A 16,315-nucleotide genomic window follows, 5' to 3' on the forward strand; every position below is an offset into this window, starting at 1 on the left:
TAAAATGGCATTTAACAGAAGACCTAGAAGAGTTAAAAAATGTAAATTATGCTCAATGAAAGTTGAATATATAGATTATAAAAATACAGATTTATTAAAAGATTTCATGAACGAAAAAGGTAAAATTGTTCCAAAAAGATTAAATGGAAATTGTTCTAAACATCAAAGAATGGTTAAAACAGCTATTAAAAGATCAAGACAAATGGCTTTATTACCTTTTGTAAGCGAATAATAGAAGGAGGCGTTGCCTCCTTCTTTTTTTAATAATTGAAAACTATTTTTTAAAACAATTGTGGTATACTTAAATTAAAATGATTAGGAGGGCGATAATATGAAGGTTATGTTATTAAAAGATGTTGCTAAAGTTGGAAAAAAAGGTGAAATTGTTAAGGTTTCTGATGGTTATGGAAGAAATTTTTTAATTCCAAGAGGATTAGCAGTAGAAGCTAAAGAAGGAGAGATTAAACATGTTAAAAAAATCCAAGAAGTTAAAAATGAAGTAAAACAAAAAAGAAAAGAGAAAAATGAACAATTGTTGAAAAAATTGCAAGAAAGAGTTTATATAATAAAAATTAAATCTGGTAGCAATGGTAAACTATTTGGTTCAATTACTGCAAATGATGTTGCTAAATTGATAAAAGAATCTACAAATTTAGAATTTGATAAAAGATGGTTTGATGAAAAAATTAATATAAAGGAAATTGGATTATATTCATTAAAAGTTAAATTACCAGAAGGTGTAAAAGGTGAAATCAAATTGAAAGTTGAGCCACTGGAATAGATATGGATGGTGAATTATATTGGAATTTATAATACGTTCAAAAGCATTATATACAACATGGATTTATTATAAACCAGATAGATTATTATTTGATGTCGGTGAAGGCATAAGTGCTGCATTAGGAAATAAAATATATAGTATAGAAAAAATTTTTCTTTCTCATTCACATGTTGATCATATTGCAGGATTATGGGGATTTATTAATACCAGAAATAATGCTATGGGAAGCAGAGAAAAAGATTTAGAAATATATTTTCCTAAAAATTCAAAAAATATATCTGAATATCTAAATTTTATTAAATCCATGAATAGACATCTTAGATTTAATATAACTATAAAAGAGATTGAACACAATGATATTGTAGAATTAAGAAACAATCGTTTTTTAAGTGCCTTTAAAACTAGACATACCCCCGGAGAAAAATCGTTAGGATTTCAAATTATTGAAAAAAGAAAAAAATTAAAAAACGAATTCATTAATTTATCAGGTGAAAAAATTAAAAAACTTGTAAGTGATTATGGAAAAGATTATATTACAGAAGAATACACAAAAAAATTAATTACTATTAGCGGAGATTCTTTGCCAATATCTCCTGATATAATAGAAGATTCTGATATTCTATTACATGAATGTACATTCATAAAAGAATCTGATAGAAAATTAAGGAATCATACTTCTTTAGATGAAATAAAGGTTTTATTAAAACAAATATCACCAAAAAAAGTTATATTATATCATGTGTCTAGTAGGTATAATAAATTAATTGATAAAATATTAAAAGATTTAAAAAATGAATTTGATAATATAGAATTTCATATTGTTCACCCTGAAGAGATCTCTATAATATAAAAATAAAAAAGGGGGGATAAAATGTTAGAATGGCAATTTTGGCTTATTATGGGGATTATTTTTATAGTATTAGAAGTATTAACTCCTTCATTCTTTTTTTTATGGTTTGGTATTAGTGCTTTTATTACATCAATTTTAGGTATATTTATTACAAACAAGTTTATTACATCAGCAGTTTTTATTATATTATCTGCAATACTATGGTTATTTTCTAAAAAAATTGTTAAAAAATGGCTAGAACCAAAACAAACTAAATTATTTCATTTAGATGAATTGATTGAAAAAAAAGGAATTGCATTAACTGATTTTAATACTGAAGAACCCGGAATCGTTAAAGTTTATAGCGAGGAATGGAAAGCGTACTCTGATGAAGGAAATATAAATAAAGGGGATAAAATAATAGTTTTAAAAAGAGAATCTAATATTTTAATTGTAAAGAAAATATCTTAAGGAGGGGGTATTATGTTTTATTATGGTATTATAGCTTTATTTTTATTATTTTTAGCATCTACTAGTTTAAAAATTATTAGACCATATGAAAAAGGTTTAATAGAAAGATTAGGTAAATTCCATAGAGAAGCTCAGCCTGGTTTACAATTTATTATACCTTTTCTTGATAGATTAATTAAAGTTGATATGAGAGAAAGAGTTATTGATGTTCCTCCACAAGAAGTTATTACAAAAGATAATGTAATTGTAACTGTTGATGCTGTAATATATTACGAAGTAACAGAATCTTTTAGAGTTATATATAATGTTAATAATTTCGAAATTGCTGCAATTAAATTAGCTCAAACAAATTTAAGAAATGTTATAGGGGAATTGGAGTTAGATCAAACCTTAACTTCAAGAGAAATGATAAATACTAGACTAAGAGAAGTTTTGGATGAAGCTACAGATAAATGGGGAGTAAAAGTCACTAGAGTTGAAATAAAGAAAATAGATCCACCAAATGATATAATGGAAGCTATGAGCAAACAAATGAAAGCCGAAAGAATGAAAAGAGCTGCCGTTTTAGAAGCAGAAGGTTATAAGCAAGCTGCTATATTAAGAGCTGAAGGGGACAAAAGATCTGCAATTCTAAAAGCTGAAGGTCAAGCAGAATCTGTAAAAAGAGTTGCAGAAGCTCAAAAATACAAATATGAAGTCGAGGCTAAAGGTCAAGCACAGGCCATTATAAACGTATTTAATGCTATTCATGAAGGGAAACCTACTAAAGATCTACTAACTGTAAAATATTTAGAAGCTCTTAAAGATATTGCTAACGGAAATGCTTCAAAATTATTTATTCCTTATGATGTAGTTGGAGTTTTAGGTTCAGTTGCTACAATTTTTGAAGCAAAAGCTGATATAGAAAACAAAAATCAGAATATAAAAGGTAATAGAGAGGAGTAATATATGTATTATCTTTTTTATATATTATTTGAATGTTTTATAGCATCTTTTATAGCTTTTTTTATTGCACAATATTATATTATTACTAATAAAAAAATACCTTATTTTTTTGAAATGATGAATACTTATGTATTTACTTTATCGGTTATTATAATAAATATTTTAAAGGTGGAAAATTCCAAATTATCAAATTTTCTATTATATATTATATTAATTATTTTTTATGTTAGATCTTTTATTACTGCTAAAGATAAATTTGATAGTAGATTTAGGTCTATGATTTTATCTTTTGGATATACTAGAGAATCATATTTTTATAAATTTTTAATGAAACGAATTCTTTTGAGAGGTTTGGAAGGATTTTCTTATTCTATTGCTTTAATTCTTTTATTGAACAAACTACCTTTTTGGGTAACTATGGGAAATAACTTTTCAGAATTCTTTTACATAATTCTATTTTTATTAATTGCTGGAATTGTTAAGAATACAAATTTTGGTAAAATATCCAGAATATAATGGCCATCACTGGCCATTATATTTTTTCTCTTTTAACTTTATACCATTTATTTTCCTTATTTTTTAATGAAATAAAAGAATAAATCAAAATCACATATTCAAAAGATAACATAAAAGGTATTGTTATAATCAAATTAAATAAATACCTATTCCACCGAATATTTTTACTTATAAATAATGTTCCAGCAATAATCCCATAGATTATAACCAAGAATTTAAATAAATAGTTGAGTATCAAATATCCTTTAAATAGTGAAAAAATAATAGTGATTATAGGAAAGAATATTACAAAAAGAATAATAAATATTACCCACCATAAATTTTTATTACCTTTAGCAGCAAATTCAAATAATTCCGTTAAACCTCCTACATACCATCTTTTGTGTTGAAAAAATAAATCTTTAAAATTTGTAGCATATTGAATTTTAGTTTTAGGTTCTAATATAAATCTTTGAGAAATTCCTATTTGATTTAATTTAATATATAAATTAACATCATCTACAAGTGTTTCATCTTTAAGAGGTATTACTTTATCTAATATTTTCTTTCTAATAAAAACCCCATTCCCCATAAATACAGCTTTAGAAAACAAATTCGAATATAAAATATTTCTAGCAAATTCAAAATAAATTTCTTGAAAATCATATATCATTTTATTCCTATAATTATAAGCTTCAAAGTCAACATAAATCATATTAACTTTTTCATTAGAAAAATATTTAATATGTTCTTCTATAAAGTTATCTGGTAATAACGTATCAGCATCTAAAAACAAAACTACATCCCCATCTATATATTTTATTGCTTCATTTATAGATTGGGCTTTACCTTTTGCACCTAACTTTTTATAAATTTTTACTCTATCATCTTTTATATTTTTTACAATATCATATGTATTATCTTTTGAATTATCATCTATTACTATTATTTCAAAATTATCGCACGTATTATTTAAAATAGTTCTTATACTTTTTTCAATTACTTCTTCTTCATTATAAACAGGAATAATTATTGATACCTTTAAATCTTTTTCATTAATATATTTTTTTGCCATAAATGTCCTGTATAAGTTTAAATATTTACCTAACAATTGAAAAATCATTGAAAAAACAATTGAAAGAAATAGAATATTCATAATTTCTCCCCTTTATAAAAAAATGGTGGGTGCTGCAGGGATTGAACCTGCGACCTCTTCCGCGTCAAGGAAGCGCTCTCCCACTGAGCTAAGCACCCACTACCAAGATTATTTTATCATAAAAGTTATTTTTTGTCAATATTTAAAAGGTTTTCATATACTTCTAAAATTCTTTTTACTGATACTTCAATTGAATAATTTTCTTTAACAAAATTAATTGCATTTTCTGATAATTTTTTATGCAAATCTTTATTTCTCAATACTCTTAATATCTCATGAGAAAAATCATCTTCATTTAATTCTTCAATCATTATTCCTCCGGCATTTTCATGATTCAATAAATCATATACTCCCATTTTCCCCAATGCAACTACAGGTGTACCAGCTGCCATAGACTCTAACACAACTAAACCTTGTGTTTCAGTATAGGAGGCAAATATAAATAAATCTGCTTGTTTATAGGCATCTAACACTTTTTCTCTAGGTTGCCCTCCTGTAAAGATGACTTTTTCATGTAAATCATAATCAATTACAATATCTTCTAATTTTTCCCTCTCAACACCATCTCCAACAATAACAAATTTTATATTTTTTTCCTCATGATATACTTTATGAATGACTTTAATTAAAAAATCTATATTCTTTTCAGGGCCAAGTCTTCCAACAAATAATATTATTTTTTCTTCTGAAGAAATATCGTATTCTTTTCTAATATCCCATTCAACTGGATTATTAAATTTATTAATATCTATTCCCGTAGGTATTACTACTATGTGTTCATCTGGAACACCATAACTAACTAATAATTCTTTAATATTATTAGTTGGTGAGATTACTTTATCTAATTTTAAGCACCAATTTTTAATCATTCTTTGTGTTTGTTTTAAAGTCGGTCTGATAATCAAAGGTAAATAGTTTCTATAATATTCATACATAGTATGATGAGTACCAACATGTTTTATTTTTAATAATTTTGCTAAAAACTCTGCAAATATCCCCATAGAAAAAGGATCTTGTGAATGAATTATATCTAAATTTAAATCTTTAATCTTAAAAATATCTGTAGATATAGGTAATGCTATTCTTTGTTCTTTTTCAAATAAAAACTTTATTGCAGGAAATTCAAATACATTTTTTTCACTTCTTTTATAATCTTTTGAATATTTAGGAACAAATAAATATACATTATGTCCTAGTTTTTCCATTTCTTCCTTATATAATTTTACTGCAGTTGAAACACCATTTTTTTGAGGGAAGTATACATCTGAAAATATACCTATATTCATTATTTCACACCCCTTTATTTCTATTAAAAACTTTATACACAAATCTCAAAGATTTAACTAAAGTTTTATTTAATCTAATCTTATTGTTTTTATATCCAAAATTTTTTAATGGTCTAAAAAAAGATTTTCCTCCAGCATTATGCACAATAGATACTAATTCCCCATTACTTTTGTATATTTTTCCATCTTTTATATCAAAAGAACTTATATGAGTGGTAGGAATGAAGTTATATTCATCATCTAATTCTTTAAATCCATATTTATATAGATAATAATTAATCAATAGTTGATCTAAACCCCATACATTTAAATCTCTAATATTATTAATAATAAATTCTAGTAATGAAATAAAAGATTCTCTATTGCCAAAAATAACTCCAGCATTTATCATTTTTTTGTTTTCTAATAAATCTTTAATATCTTTTTTTAAATCATTAGATATATTATCATTATTTAAAATTATATCCATTGGTGGCTTTATATCTTCGCATACTGCCATAAAATTTATTATTTCTGAATTTAATATTTTAGAAATATCATTTTGAAATATTATATCTCCAGAATCACAACTTAAAATATTTTTATAATTAACGTTTTCAGTTAAAAATTTATATAATTCAAAAAATCGTGCATTTACAATATTACCTTTAGTATTAGCCTTTTTTATAATTATATTTTTTTCCTTCTTTAACTTATTTATAATATTTTCACTTAGACCAAAATCAATAATTAATATGTCTATATTGTAAAGATTGACATTATTCTTTAACGACATATACCAATCATTATATAAAAATTTTTCATATTTTTCATTACATGCTGTAACTATTAAATTTCTCATTTTCCCTCCTAATTTTCTTCTTTAATAAATGTTTTTACAAAAATTCTTAATAATATTCCAAATAAGATTTGTAGATAATACGTTGCAAATCTCCAGCCTATAATAGATAAAAAAACGCCTTTATGTATTTTTAATATTGAAGAAAACACTAATTGATATGTAGCTTCTATTGTTCCACTAGCTCCTGGTGTAGGTATATAATATACAACCATATTTAACAACATCATAGAACCAAAAACAATTATAAAATTATTAAAATTATTGTTTAAATTGGCATATTTCAAAAATAAATAATATAAAGCATATGATTGCAAAGATAAAATTATTATATTTAAAATAATATCTAAAATCATTATATGTAACTTTTCACTCCAAAGAAACTTAATACTTACTTTCAAATTATTTGACCATTTTAAATATTTGTCTTTTAGCTTTTTAATTTTCTTGGATTTGAAATTATCAATCATATTTACAATAATATTAGAATTTATAAATACCAACATTATTAATATTGTAATCACAAATGAAACAATTAATCCAATATTAATAAGCGCTGATTCAATTGTCGTTCCGTATAAAGAATTTATGACCTTTCTGTATGAGGTTAATGCTATTACTAAATTAAGTATCATTGCTGTTATAAATCTTGAAACAACTATGTTAGTAGAATGTTCAATATCAAGACCATGCTTATTCAAATGATAAATTTGATAAGGTTGTCCTCCTGCAGCAAAGGGGGTTATTGATGAAAAAAACAATCCCATTACATTATTATACAATAACTGAAAAAAACTGATTTTTGTTTCAAATTGTTTTAAGATGATTTTATATCTAATAGTATCAATAATATATCCAATAAAATAAATTAAAAAAACTATAGCAATATCAGCTAATTTTAATTTTTTTATTTCATTAATTATACTAGTATTATATAGTTTCTCTAAAAATATTATCACAAATATTCCTATTAGAATTGAAGAAATTATACCTATAATATCATTTTTCTTTTTTTTCATATATATCACCATATATTTTTTTAAGCTTTAACCCTATTATTTTTAAATCTCTCTCTTCTGCGATTTTTCTTCCATTTTCTCTTAATTTTTCAACATTAATATTTTTGTTTATAATAGAATTTATATTATTTATGAAATCTTCTAAATTTTTTGATTTTAAACAATTTTCTCCGTGTTTAAGCCAATTATTATAAACAGGTATATCTCTAATAATTAATGGTGTTTTTGATGACAAAGCTTCTAAAACCACAATACCTTCATTTTCCTCATAACTAGGAAATAAAAATATATCAGCTTCACAAAATGCCGACATTAACATTTCATCTGACAAAAAACCTGGAAATAATAAATTAGGTAATTCATTTTTTAATATCTTTTTTATCCTTTTAGGTATTACATTTAATTTTGCACCTACCCAAACAAAGTTATAATAAGGCAACTCTTTTGCTAATTTATAAAAATCTAAAATACCTTTTCTTTCAAAAGGTAATCCAACTGATAAAATCAATGGTCCTTTTAAATTTAAATTTTTCTTAAAATTTTTTTCTTTAAACTTTTCACAATTAAATTTATTTGTATCAACACCATTAGAAACAACTTCTATAGGATTTTTTATTCCATATGATTGAATTAAATGCTTAGTATATTCAGATGGTGAAATTAATAGATCTGCCATTTTATATATATTTATTAACCTTTTTTTCAAAATAGGAGCTAATTGATTACTTAAAATAAAACTATTTTTGAAATCTTCATATGTTGTGTGTGTATGAACTATAACTTTTTTATTTCTTTTTTTTGCTTGTTTTATAACTTTTTCACTTAAAATACCCACTGTATTTACATGAGCTATATCATATTCATCTTTTGGATCTAATGTAAAATCCACTCCTGCTAAATCCAATGCTTCCATTTGATGCTTTAAAGCTCTTCCAACTCCAGAAACATTAAATAAACTTTTTCCTTCAGAATATAATAGAACTTTCATTTTTCCCTCCTATAAAAACTTTAATGTACCATCTGGCCTCAAAGTAGCTATATTCGATTTAAAAAGATATTTTACTAATTCATTTTTATTAATATTATTCAATCTAAATAAATCATATATTTCTTCAGATTTTAATTTTGAACTGTTCAATATATTTTTACCATATTTTTTTATCATATAGTTTAATTTTTCTTCAAAAGACAATGGCGAATTCCAATATCTTTCAAAATCTAACCTTTTTATAAGATTCTTCACTATTTTTAAACCGAAATTTGGATTTCCTTTTACTAATTCATCTAAATTATCTTTTTCAATTATAATTATCTGTAAAGGAGTAGATGTAAATACGGTTGCTGTTCTTAATACATTTTTAAAACATGCAATTTCCCCTACTACTTCTTCATTTGATAATATAGCAAGTAATTTTTCCTCTTCGGCATTAATTTTAGATACCCTTACATTTCCTGATAAAATCATAAATGCCCATTCTCCAAATTCTCCCTCATAAAATAAAACAGTATTTGCCGGAATCAAATACCCACTTTTTAAATAAGTTACTAAAGGTTTTTCCAAATGAGAATTTGTTATAATCCTTTCAAAAATTTCAAATGAAAATAACTCTCTAATAAAATGGTATTTCTCCTTTAATGTTTTTTCTAAATAGTATTTTTTATCCGGAAACAATAAAATTGTACATAAATATTTCCAAATTTCAATCTCAGCTTGGAAGTATATATCAAACTCTGAATAATGTATCTTCTTTAATTCTTCCAAAGCTTCTTTTATATTACCTTTATTAAATAAATTTCTTGCTTTAAAGTATTTTTTTATTTCTTCATCCTCAATATGGTTAAATTTCTTTCTTCTATAAATATTTAAATATTTCTTAGATATTTCTTCTTTAGATAAATTTTTATCAGCAATATTTTCGTTTTCATTTTTCATAGAATTAAACATCTTATTATTTAAACTAATAATTTTTGAAATATATTTTTTTATTAAATAAACTATCAAACTATAATTTGAAAGTAAAAATTTTTCTATCAATTCTTTTTCCATTAAAACAACTCTGCTATTTTCAACAACTCTAACTGATTCAAATGATTTTATTCCTGGTAAAATAATTTCACTTCCAAAAATACCGTTATTTTCAATTGCTTTATAATCACAAAAATTAGAAAATGTTTCTAATTTTCCTTCTTTTAATAAAATTAAATATTCATTTATTTCTCCTTCGTTTATAAGTATTTTTTCAGGTGTATATAATATTTCTTGCATTTTATCACTTCCAAATTAATATATTATATCAAAATAATCCCTCAAAACGAGGGATTATTTATCTCTAAATATTTTAACGTAAAACTTTCTTCTTCTTGGTCCATCAAATTCACAAAAATATACACACTGCCAAGTTCCTAATAAAATATCATTATTTTCTATAATCAAAGTTAATGACGGACCTACTAATGTAGATTTTATATGAGAATCAGAATTTCCTTCAAAATGATTAAAATATGGTTCCTCTGGTATTAACTTATTAAGAAATTGTTTCATATCATTTTTAACTGATGGATCAGCATTTTCATTAATCGTTACCCCCGCTGTAGTGTGTGGGATATGAATTATTGCTATTCCATTATTTATTTTACTTTCTTTAATAAAATTTCTTATCTCATTTGTTATATCAATAAACTCACTTCTAGATGAAGTATTTAATGTGAATTCTTTTAACATTCTTTCACCTCATCTAAAAAATATATTTGTTACTATAGTATATCCATTTTCATCTTTACTAATATGAATTTTTACATTTTTATCATCTATTTTTGCTTTTTTTCTAACATAATCTCTAATAACTTTAGTTATTTCATTAGTGTTTATTGATACATCATATCTATCAACTACTGCAACATTTCCAGAATTTCTAGATATATTAGAAATATTTTCTCTTCTTCCGCCAACTAAACTTTGCATTCTTTTTAAGGCTACATCTCTACTTGCTTTTTTTCTTCCAAAATTAAACCAACCCATCATCATCACCTGCCACCAAACATTTTTTGCAGGAATCCCTTAAAGCCTTTTTTACTATTTTCCTTTAACAATGCAAAATCATTATCTATAGGATTTTCCTTTCCAGAAATCCTTTGAGCTATATTCATAAATATATTAGAAATTTTTGAACTGTCTTCCAATGTAATTGGTATTCCCTTATTTGTAGCAATTATAATATCTTCGCTATCAGGTATAATACCTAATAATTCAACAGCTAGTCCATTTCTAATATCTTCTGGCGAAAGCATTTCATTTTTATTAACCATATGCATTTTCACTCTATTTACTATTAAAGATATTCTATCTTCACTAAATTTTTCATTTTCTAATAATCCTATAACCCTATCCGCATCACTTATTGCAGTTAACTCTGGAGTGGTTACAACAATTGCATGTTGAGCTGCAACTACAGCGTTTTTAAATCCTCTTTCAATACCCGCTGGAGAATCAACTATTATATAATCAAAATGCTTTGATAATTCGTTTATAATCATTTTCATATCATCTGGAGATATCATATCCTTATTAGCAATTTGTGAAGAAGCTAATAAATTTAATTTTTTTATTTGCTTGTGTTTAACTACAGCTTCTAAAGGCGACTTACCACCTTTTATAACATCTAATATAGTATATACAATTCTATTTTCTAATCCCAACACTAAATCTAAATTCTTTAATCCTATATCCGCATCAATTAAACAAACATCATACCCCAATAAAGCTAAAGATGTTCCAATATTAGCTGAGATAGTAGTTTTACCTACCCCTCCCTTCCCCGAGGTAACTACTATAACTTTGCTTTTTTTCATATTTGCCCCTCCATATACACATATGTTTTATTTCATCCATATTATACAATATTTTTTTAAAATATCAAAATAAAAAAAAGCAGCCCTTGCGGGCTGCCATAATGTGATTATTCTTCTACTGAAATAGCTTGTGTTGGACAAGAATCTGCTGCATCTTGTGCACAAGGTAAATCTGTTTCAGCCATTAATGTTTCTGCTTTACCTTCATCATTGATTTTGAATACATCTGGACATAAATTTTCACATACTCCACATCCGATACATGCGTCTTGATCTACAAATACTTTCACCCTAAACACCTCCATCTCATAAAATAATCACTGTATTATTATAACTCAAATTTTCTCAAAATATATTAAGTTATTTTAACAAATTACGCATTCTTAACAAACTCTATTATTTTATCAACTAACTCTAATCCTACTCTTTTTTGTGCCTCTTTTGTTGTAGCCCCAATATGAGGAGTACCAACAACCATAGGATGATTTAACAATTTCATTTGGACATCAGTTTTTGGTGGTTCAGTTTCAAATACATCTAATCCAGCTCCTAACACTTTACCATTTTCTAAATACTTTAATAATGCTTCTTCGTCAACCACTCCACCACGTGCAGCATTAATAATAACTACATTATCTTTCATCATTTCAAACTCTTTTTCAGATATTAAATGTTTAGTTTTATCAGTTAATGGAACATGTAATGTAATAATATCAGAATTCTTAATTAATTCTTCTAGTGAAACTTGTTTTACATTATGTTCTTTTTGAATTTCTTCAGGAATTTCAAAAACATCAAAAACTAAAACATTCATATCAAAACCTGTAACTAATTTTCTCACTAATTTACCAATATTTCCAAATCCAACTATACCTAATGTTTTTCCTGTTAATTCAAAGCCTTTTAAGTTTTTCTTTTCCCATTTACCTTCTCTTAAAGTAACTGTACCAGTAACAATATGTCTATAAATTGCCAATATATAACCAACAACTAGTTCTGCAACAGATAAAGAATTAGCTCCAGGTGTATTTATTACTTTTATTCCTTTTTCTTTAGCAGCTTCCAAGTCAACATTATCTAAACCCATTCCCGCTCTAGCTATTAATTTTAAATTTTTACCATTTTCGATAATCTCTCTTGTAGCTTTGGTTGCGCTTCTAACTACTAAAACATCAAAATCTTTAACTTTTTCCTTTAACACACCTTGTTCAAAATGCTCTATTGTAATTTTTGCATTAGGTAATGCATTTTTTAATTTTTCTGTAGCTTCTGAATCTAATGGGTCATTAATATGTATCCACATATTAAACACCTTCTTTCATAAATACTTCTTGAGCAGCTTTTACACCAGAACCTAATTCAACATCGTATCCAAATTTTTTCAATGCCATTTCCAATGCACTAATTCCAACTATAACATCATATTTTGACATATAACCTAAATGTGCAATTCTAATAATTTTACCTTTTAAATGTTCTTGACCACCTGCAAATGTTACCCCTTCTTCATCTCTTAAATATTTTAATATCTTTCCTCCATCAACACCTTCAGGAACTTTTATTGATGTTAAAACATTACCAGGATTTTTAGCAAATAACTCTAATCCCATAGCTTGAACAGCTGCTCTAGTAGCATCAGCCATTATTCTATGTCTTTCCCAAACATTTTCTATTCCTTCTTCTTCTATCATTTGTACAGATTTTGCTAATTGATATACCAAATTAACTGGTGGTGTATATGGTGAATCTGGATATTTTTTCTTGTAAGCTTTTAAATCAAAATAATAATGATGATTTTTATTTTCTTCAATAACTTTCCAAGCTTTTTCACTTACACTTATTAACGCAATACCTGGAGGCATCATAAATCCTTTTTGTACTCCAGTTACAACTATATCTAAGTTCCAAGCATCCATTTCTAATGGTTGAGCTAGCATACCACTAATCGCATCAACAGCTATAATTGCATTTGTTTCTTTAACTATATCAGCAATTTCTTTAATTGGGTGAACTGTTCCAGTAGATGTTTCACTTAATGTAGTAAATACAGCTTTAGTATCTGGATTTTTTTCTAATAACTCTTTAATAGTTTCAGGTCTTACATAATCTCCCCACTCTAAATCTACAACAATAGGATCTATTCCATATGCTTTACATATTTCCATCCATCTTTCTCCAAATTTTCCAGCTACTACAACAATTGCTTTATCTCCAGGGTTTAATGTATTTGCAACTGCTGTTTCCATTGCTCCTGTACCTGAAGAAGATAATATAAATACAGGATTTTCTGTTCTAAATATATATTTTGCTCCTTCTAAAGCAATTTTTTGAATTTCTAAATATTGAGGTGTTCTGTGATGAATTGTATCTCTTGCTCCTTCTAATAATAAATCAATAGGAACTGGTGTTGGTCCAGGTGCTAATAAATAATTTTTTCTAATCATTTTTGCCATCTATATCCCTCCTTGATATTTTTTTCCATTGTGATTATACCATACTTATTATACTTAAAAAACCTTGTATATTCTTAAATAAATCCAATTTAATTAAGATAATGAAAATTTTTTCATTATATTTATGATTTTCTCATAATTATAGTATAATATATTTATATAATGAGTTATAGAATATATTTGGAGGTGATATTATGGAAATTATAAAAAAATTAAAAGATTTAAATTTTAATTCTAATAACACAGCTATTTTATGTGTCGACTGTCAAAACGGATTTACATTAAGGTGCGAAAATGAACTCCCAGTAAATGGAACAAATGAAGATTGGATAAATTCTGTAAACAACTTTTTATTTAGCGCAAAAAAAGAAAACTATTTAATAATTGCAAGTAAAGATGATCACCCTGAAAATCATATTTCTTTTAATACATGGCCACCACATTGTATAAAAGGAACATATGGTAATGAATTATTTATAAATCAATACGATTATCTTGTAAAAAAAGGAACTACTGAAAGTACTGATAGTTATTCAGCATTTTATGAAGACATTAATTTAAAAAATTCAAATGGATTAGAAGAATTTTTAAAAGAAAAAAATATTAAAAAATTAGCTATTTTAGGATTAGCAGGTGACGTTTGTGTTTTAGCAACAATAAAAACCGCATTAGAAAAAAATTTTGAAGTTGTTGTTTTAAATGATTATATAAAAAGTGTCAATGAAAAAGATATGGAATATATTTTAAATTCAGAAAATTTAATAGACAATATAAAAATATTATAGTATATTGTAATTTTTATTAAATATTATAATTCTATATTTAAAAATACTAAAATACCACTTGACTTTTTTAAAGTCAGGTGGTATTATTTATATATACTCCTAAAAGGAAGGTGAAAAAAATGAAGAAAAATAAAAGATTAACTCATTGTCCTGTTTGTGGAAAAGAGCTTATTATTTCTGAGCTAAAATGCCCAGAATGCGATGTTACTATTAAAGGAAGTTTTCATTTAGATGATTTTGCAAAATTATCTGACGAACAGCTTTATTTTTTAAAAATTTTTATCAAAAATAGAGGAAATCTTTCTGATGTTCAAAAGGAAATTGGAATTTCATATCCAACAGCTAAGGCTCGTTTAGAAGGTGTAGTTAGAGCTATGGGATTTGAAGAGAAAAAATCTAATATTGATACTTTATTAATTTTAGAAAAAATAGAAAAAGGCGAAATCACTCCTGAAGAAGCAAAAGAACTTCTTAGAAGAGGTGATAAATAATGATTTTAAAACCAGATAATACATTTTCAAATGTAGAAATAAATTGTGTTAATGTTGATATTACTATTAATTCAAGTACTAATAATTCATTTGAAATAGAAGATTTAACAAAAAACATTGAAATAGAAAATTTTGTAAAAAACGATGTTTGGTATATAAATATCAAACCAAAAAATGAAAGCTTTTTATCAAAAATTTTTGGTTTCCAATTTACTCAATCAAATGATTTAGACGCTAATTTATATATAAATCAAGATGTATTAAATATACGCATAAATACTGTTAGTTCAGATATTTCAGCAAATAACATATTACTTGACAAATTTAATATAAAAAATGTATCTGGAGATGTAGATATCAATAATTCTAAAATAAACTCTCTCATTATTAACGGTACAAGCGGGGATTTAGAAACTCATAACTCTTCTATTAAATCATTTTATATAAAAACAGTTTCTGGAGATTGCGTAATAGATTATTTGCACGAAAATTTTAAATTAGTAAAAATAAAGTCAGTTTCTGGAGATGCACATCTATATATTAATGGAGAAAAAGAAATTTATTTAAAAAAAGAATCATCTTTATCCGGAGATATTAATACAAATATCCCTGTAAAATTTGAAGAATCTGATGAAAGATATATTATTTTTAACACATTAAGCGGGGATTTATTTATTGAAAGAACTAATATTAAAACAAATCAAAATAATGAGAAAACTATTAATCAAAATAGCAGTGTTCAGAAAAATAATAATTTACTAAATGATAATTTATTAACTATTGAAGAACAAAAGATATTAGAGTTGTATATAAGCGGAAAAATCAATAAGGAATTTGCAATAGAACTACTTGAAAATATTGGATATACAAAGGAAGATGCTTATATCTTTTTAAAAGAACATTTAGGAGGAGAATAA

The 16,315-nt window shown here is 25.2% G+C and carries 21 protein-coding genes and 1 tRNA gene; 9 read left to right on the forward strand and 13 right to left on the reverse strand.

Translation table 11 applies throughout. The features are described 5' to 3' along the window. Positions 1-4 precede the first annotated feature (4 nt). From rpsR to AS160_RS00930, 6 genes are all read left to right on the forward strand, one after another. On the forward strand, positions 5-232 hold the full coding sequence (gene rpsR, locus AS160_RS00905) for a 30S ribosomal protein S18 (RefSeq protein WP_165144092.1): 228 nt from the start codon (positions 5-7) through the stop codon (positions 230-232). A gap of 99 nt (positions 233-331) precedes the next feature. Next, the gene (gene rplI / locus AS160_RS00910; protein WP_165144093.1) at positions 332-781 is read left to right on the forward strand and encodes a 50S ribosomal protein L9; all 450 of its coding nucleotides are present in this window, start codon (positions 332-334) and stop codon (positions 779-781) included. Between the two features lie 19 nt (positions 782-800). Beyond that, entirely contained in the window at positions 801-1,631 is an 831-nt protein-coding gene (locus tag AS160_RS00915) for an MBL fold metallo-hydrolase (protein ID WP_165144094.1), read from the forward strand. Between the two features lie 21 nt (positions 1,632-1,652). Continuing rightward, entirely contained in the window at positions 1,653-2,081 is a 429-nt protein-coding gene (locus AS160_RS00920; RefSeq protein ID WP_165144095.1) for an NfeD family protein, read from the forward strand. Positions 2,082-2,093: 12 nt separating this feature from the next. Then, positions 2,094-3,026, forward strand: coding sequence for an SPFH domain-containing protein (locus AS160_RS00925; protein ID WP_165144096.1), 933 nt, complete (start codon positions 2,094-2,096; stop codon positions 3,024-3,026). A gap of 3 nt (positions 3,027-3,029) precedes the next feature. Next, positions 3,030-3,542: a hypothetical protein gene (locus AS160_RS00930; protein WP_165144097.1), complete on the forward strand. Its 513-nt coding sequence runs from the start codon at positions 3,030-3,032 to the stop codon at positions 3,540-3,542. A gap of 16 nt (positions 3,543-3,558) precedes the next feature. On the opposite strand, the gene AS160_RS00935 is transcribed toward AS160_RS00930, so the two are convergent. The 13 genes from AS160_RS00935 to AS160_RS00995 form a co-directional block, all read right to left on the reverse strand. Further along, a complete protein-coding gene (locus AS160_RS00935; RefSeq protein ID WP_165144098.1) occupies positions 3,559-4,677 on the reverse strand; it encodes a glycosyltransferase in 1,119 nt (372 codons plus the stop codon). Between the two features lie 23 nt (positions 4,678-4,700). After that, positions 4,701-4,775 (reverse strand) — tRNA-Val (locus AS160_RS00940). Between the two features lie 27 nt (positions 4,776-4,802). Next, positions 4,803-5,963, reverse strand: a complete 1,161-nt coding sequence (locus tag AS160_RS00945; protein ID WP_165144099.1) for a glycosyltransferase — start codon at positions 5,961-5,963, stop codon at positions 4,803-4,805. 4 nt (positions 5,964-5,967) lie between these two features. Beyond that, positions 5,968-6,804: a hypothetical protein gene (locus AS160_RS00950; RefSeq protein ID WP_165144100.1), complete on the reverse strand. Its 837-nt coding sequence runs from the start codon at positions 6,802-6,804 to the stop codon at positions 5,968-5,970. 8 nt (positions 6,805-6,812) lie between these two features. Continuing rightward, on the reverse strand, positions 6,813-7,820 hold the full coding sequence (locus AS160_RS00955; protein ID WP_165144101.1) for a lysylphosphatidylglycerol synthase transmembrane domain-containing protein: 1,008 nt from the start codon (positions 7,818-7,820) through the stop codon (positions 6,813-6,815). Then, on the reverse strand, positions 7,801-8,808 hold the full coding sequence (locus AS160_RS00960; protein WP_165144102.1) for a glycosyltransferase family 4 protein: 1,008 nt from the start codon (positions 8,806-8,808) through the stop codon (positions 7,801-7,803). Before AS160_RS00960 ends, AS160_RS00955 begins: the two co-directional genes overlap by 20 nt. Positions 8,809-8,817: 9 nt before the next feature. Continuing rightward, positions 8,818-10,086: a cyclic nucleotide-binding domain-containing protein gene (locus AS160_RS00965; RefSeq protein WP_165144103.1), complete on the reverse strand. Its 1,269-nt coding sequence runs from the start codon at positions 10,084-10,086 to the stop codon at positions 8,818-8,820. Between the two features lie 54 nt (positions 10,087-10,140). Further along, positions 10,141-10,542 carry a secondary thiamine-phosphate synthase enzyme YjbQ gene (locus AS160_RS00970; RefSeq protein ID WP_165144104.1) on the reverse strand — a complete coding sequence of 134 codons (402 nt, stop codon included), beginning with the start codon at positions 10,540-10,542 and terminating at the stop codon, positions 10,141-10,143. 9 nt (positions 10,543-10,551) lie between these two features. Further along, complete coding sequence (locus AS160_RS00975; protein ID WP_165144105.1) at positions 10,552-10,845, reverse strand: cell division topological specificity factor MinE; 294 nt, start codon at positions 10,843-10,845, stop codon at positions 10,552-10,554. After that, positions 10,845-11,669 (reverse strand): septum site-determining protein MinD, encoded by an 825-nt coding sequence (minD, locus tag AS160_RS00980; RefSeq protein WP_165144106.1) that lies wholly within the window; start codon positions 11,667-11,669, stop codon positions 10,845-10,847. Before minD ends, AS160_RS00975 begins: the two co-directional genes overlap by 1 nt. A 107-nt stretch (positions 11,670-11,776) precedes the next feature. Next, complete coding sequence (locus AS160_RS00985; RefSeq protein ID WP_165144107.1) at positions 11,777-11,959, reverse strand: ferredoxin; 183 nt, start codon at positions 11,957-11,959, stop codon at positions 11,777-11,779. 83 nt (positions 11,960-12,042) lie between these two features. Then, a complete protein-coding gene (locus AS160_RS00990; protein WP_165144108.1) occupies positions 12,043-12,972 on the reverse strand; it encodes a D-2-hydroxyacid dehydrogenase in 930 nt (309 codons plus the stop codon). 1 nt (position 12,973) lies between these two features. Then, entirely contained in the window at positions 12,974-14,122 is a 1,149-nt protein-coding gene (locus AS160_RS00995; RefSeq protein WP_165144109.1) for an alanine--glyoxylate aminotransferase family protein, read from the reverse strand. A 194-nt stretch (positions 14,123-14,316) separates the two neighbouring features. Here AS160_RS00995 and AS160_RS01000 point away from each other — a divergent pair, with 194 nt between their 5' ends. From AS160_RS01000 to AS160_RS01010, 3 genes are all read left to right on the forward strand, one after another. Next, on the forward strand, positions 14,317-14,907 hold the full coding sequence (locus AS160_RS01000; RefSeq protein ID WP_165144110.1) for an isochorismatase family protein: 591 nt from the start codon (positions 14,317-14,319) through the stop codon (positions 14,905-14,907). Between the two features lie 119 nt (positions 14,908-15,026). Continuing rightward, complete coding sequence (locus AS160_RS01005) at positions 15,027-15,398, forward strand: DUF2089 domain-containing protein (protein WP_165144111.1); 372 nt, start codon at positions 15,027-15,029, stop codon at positions 15,396-15,398. After that, complete coding sequence (locus AS160_RS01010) at positions 15,398-16,315, forward strand: DUF4097 family beta strand repeat-containing protein (protein ID WP_165144112.1); 918 nt, start codon at positions 15,398-15,400, stop codon at positions 16,313-16,315. The genes AS160_RS01005 and AS160_RS01010 overlap by 1 nt, the downstream gene beginning before the upstream one ends.

The organism is Marinitoga sp. 38H-ov, from assembly GCF_011057715.1.
Lineage (GTDB): Bacteria > Thermotogota > Thermotogae > Petrotogales > Petrotogaceae > Marinitoga.

Excerpts from the sequence above, each read along its gene's own strand:
- rpsR (WP_165144092.1), top strand. The coding sequence starts at position 5 with ATGGCATTTAACAGAAGACCTAGAAGAGTTAAAAAATGTAAATTATGC.
- rplI (WP_165144093.1), top strand. The coding sequence starts at position 332 with ATGAAGGTTATGTTATTAAAAGATGTTGCTAAAGTTGGAAAAAAAGGT.
- AS160_RS00920 (WP_165144095.1), top strand. The coding sequence starts at position 1,653 with ATGTTAGAATGGCAATTTTGGCTTATTATGGGGATTATTTTTATAGTA.
- AS160_RS00925 (WP_165144096.1), top strand. The coding sequence starts at position 2,094 with ATGTTTTATTATGGTATTATAGCTTTATTTTTATTATTTTTAGCATCT.
- AS160_RS00930 (WP_165144097.1), top strand. The coding sequence starts at position 3,030 with ATGTATTATCTTTTTTATATATTATTTGAATGTTTTATAGCATCTTTT.
- AS160_RS00935 (WP_165144098.1), bottom strand. The coding sequence starts at position 4,677 with ATGAATATTCTATTTCTTTCAATTGTTTTTTCAATGATTTTTCAATTG.
- AS160_RS00945 (WP_165144099.1), bottom strand. The coding sequence starts at position 5,963 with ATGAATATAGGTATATTTTCAGATGTATACTTCCCTCAAAAAAATGGT.
- AS160_RS00950 (WP_165144100.1), bottom strand. The coding sequence starts at position 6,804 with ATGAGAAATTTAATAGTTACAGCATGTAATGAAAAATATGAAAAATTT.
- AS160_RS00955 (WP_165144101.1), bottom strand. The coding sequence starts at position 7,820 with ATGAAAAAAAAGAAAAATGATATTATAGGTATAATTTCTTCAATTCTA.
- AS160_RS00960 (WP_165144102.1), bottom strand. The coding sequence starts at position 8,808 with ATGAAAGTTCTATTATATTCTGAAGGAAAAAGTTTATTTAATGTTTCT.
- AS160_RS00965 (WP_165144103.1), bottom strand. The coding sequence starts at position 10,086 with ATGCAAGAAATATTATATACACCTGAAAAAATACTTATAAACGAAGGA.
- AS160_RS00970 (WP_165144104.1), bottom strand. The coding sequence starts at position 10,542 with ATGTTAAAAGAATTCACATTAAATACTTCATCTAGAAGTGAGTTTATT.
- AS160_RS00975 (WP_165144105.1), bottom strand. The coding sequence starts at position 10,845 with ATGATGATGGGTTGGTTTAATTTTGGAAGAAAAAAAGCAAGTAGAGAT.
- minD (WP_165144106.1), bottom strand. The coding sequence starts at position 11,669 with ATGAAAAAAAGCAAAGTTATAGTAGTTACCTCGGGGAAGGGAGGGGTA.
- AS160_RS00990 (WP_165144108.1), bottom strand. The coding sequence starts at position 12,972 with ATGTGGATACATATTAATGACCCATTAGATTCAGAAGCTACAGAAAAA.
- AS160_RS00995 (WP_165144109.1), bottom strand. The coding sequence starts at position 14,122 with ATGGCAAAAATGATTAGAAAAAATTATTTATTAGCACCTGGACCAACA.
- AS160_RS01000 (WP_165144110.1), top strand. The coding sequence starts at position 14,317 with ATGGAAATTATAAAAAAATTAAAAGATTTAAATTTTAATTCTAATAAC.
- AS160_RS01005 (WP_165144111.1), top strand. The coding sequence starts at position 15,027 with ATGAAGAAAAATAAAAGATTAACTCATTGTCCTGTTTGTGGAAAAGAG.
- AS160_RS01010 (WP_165144112.1), top strand. The coding sequence starts at position 15,398 with ATGATTTTAAAACCAGATAATACATTTTCAAATGTAGAAATAAATTGT.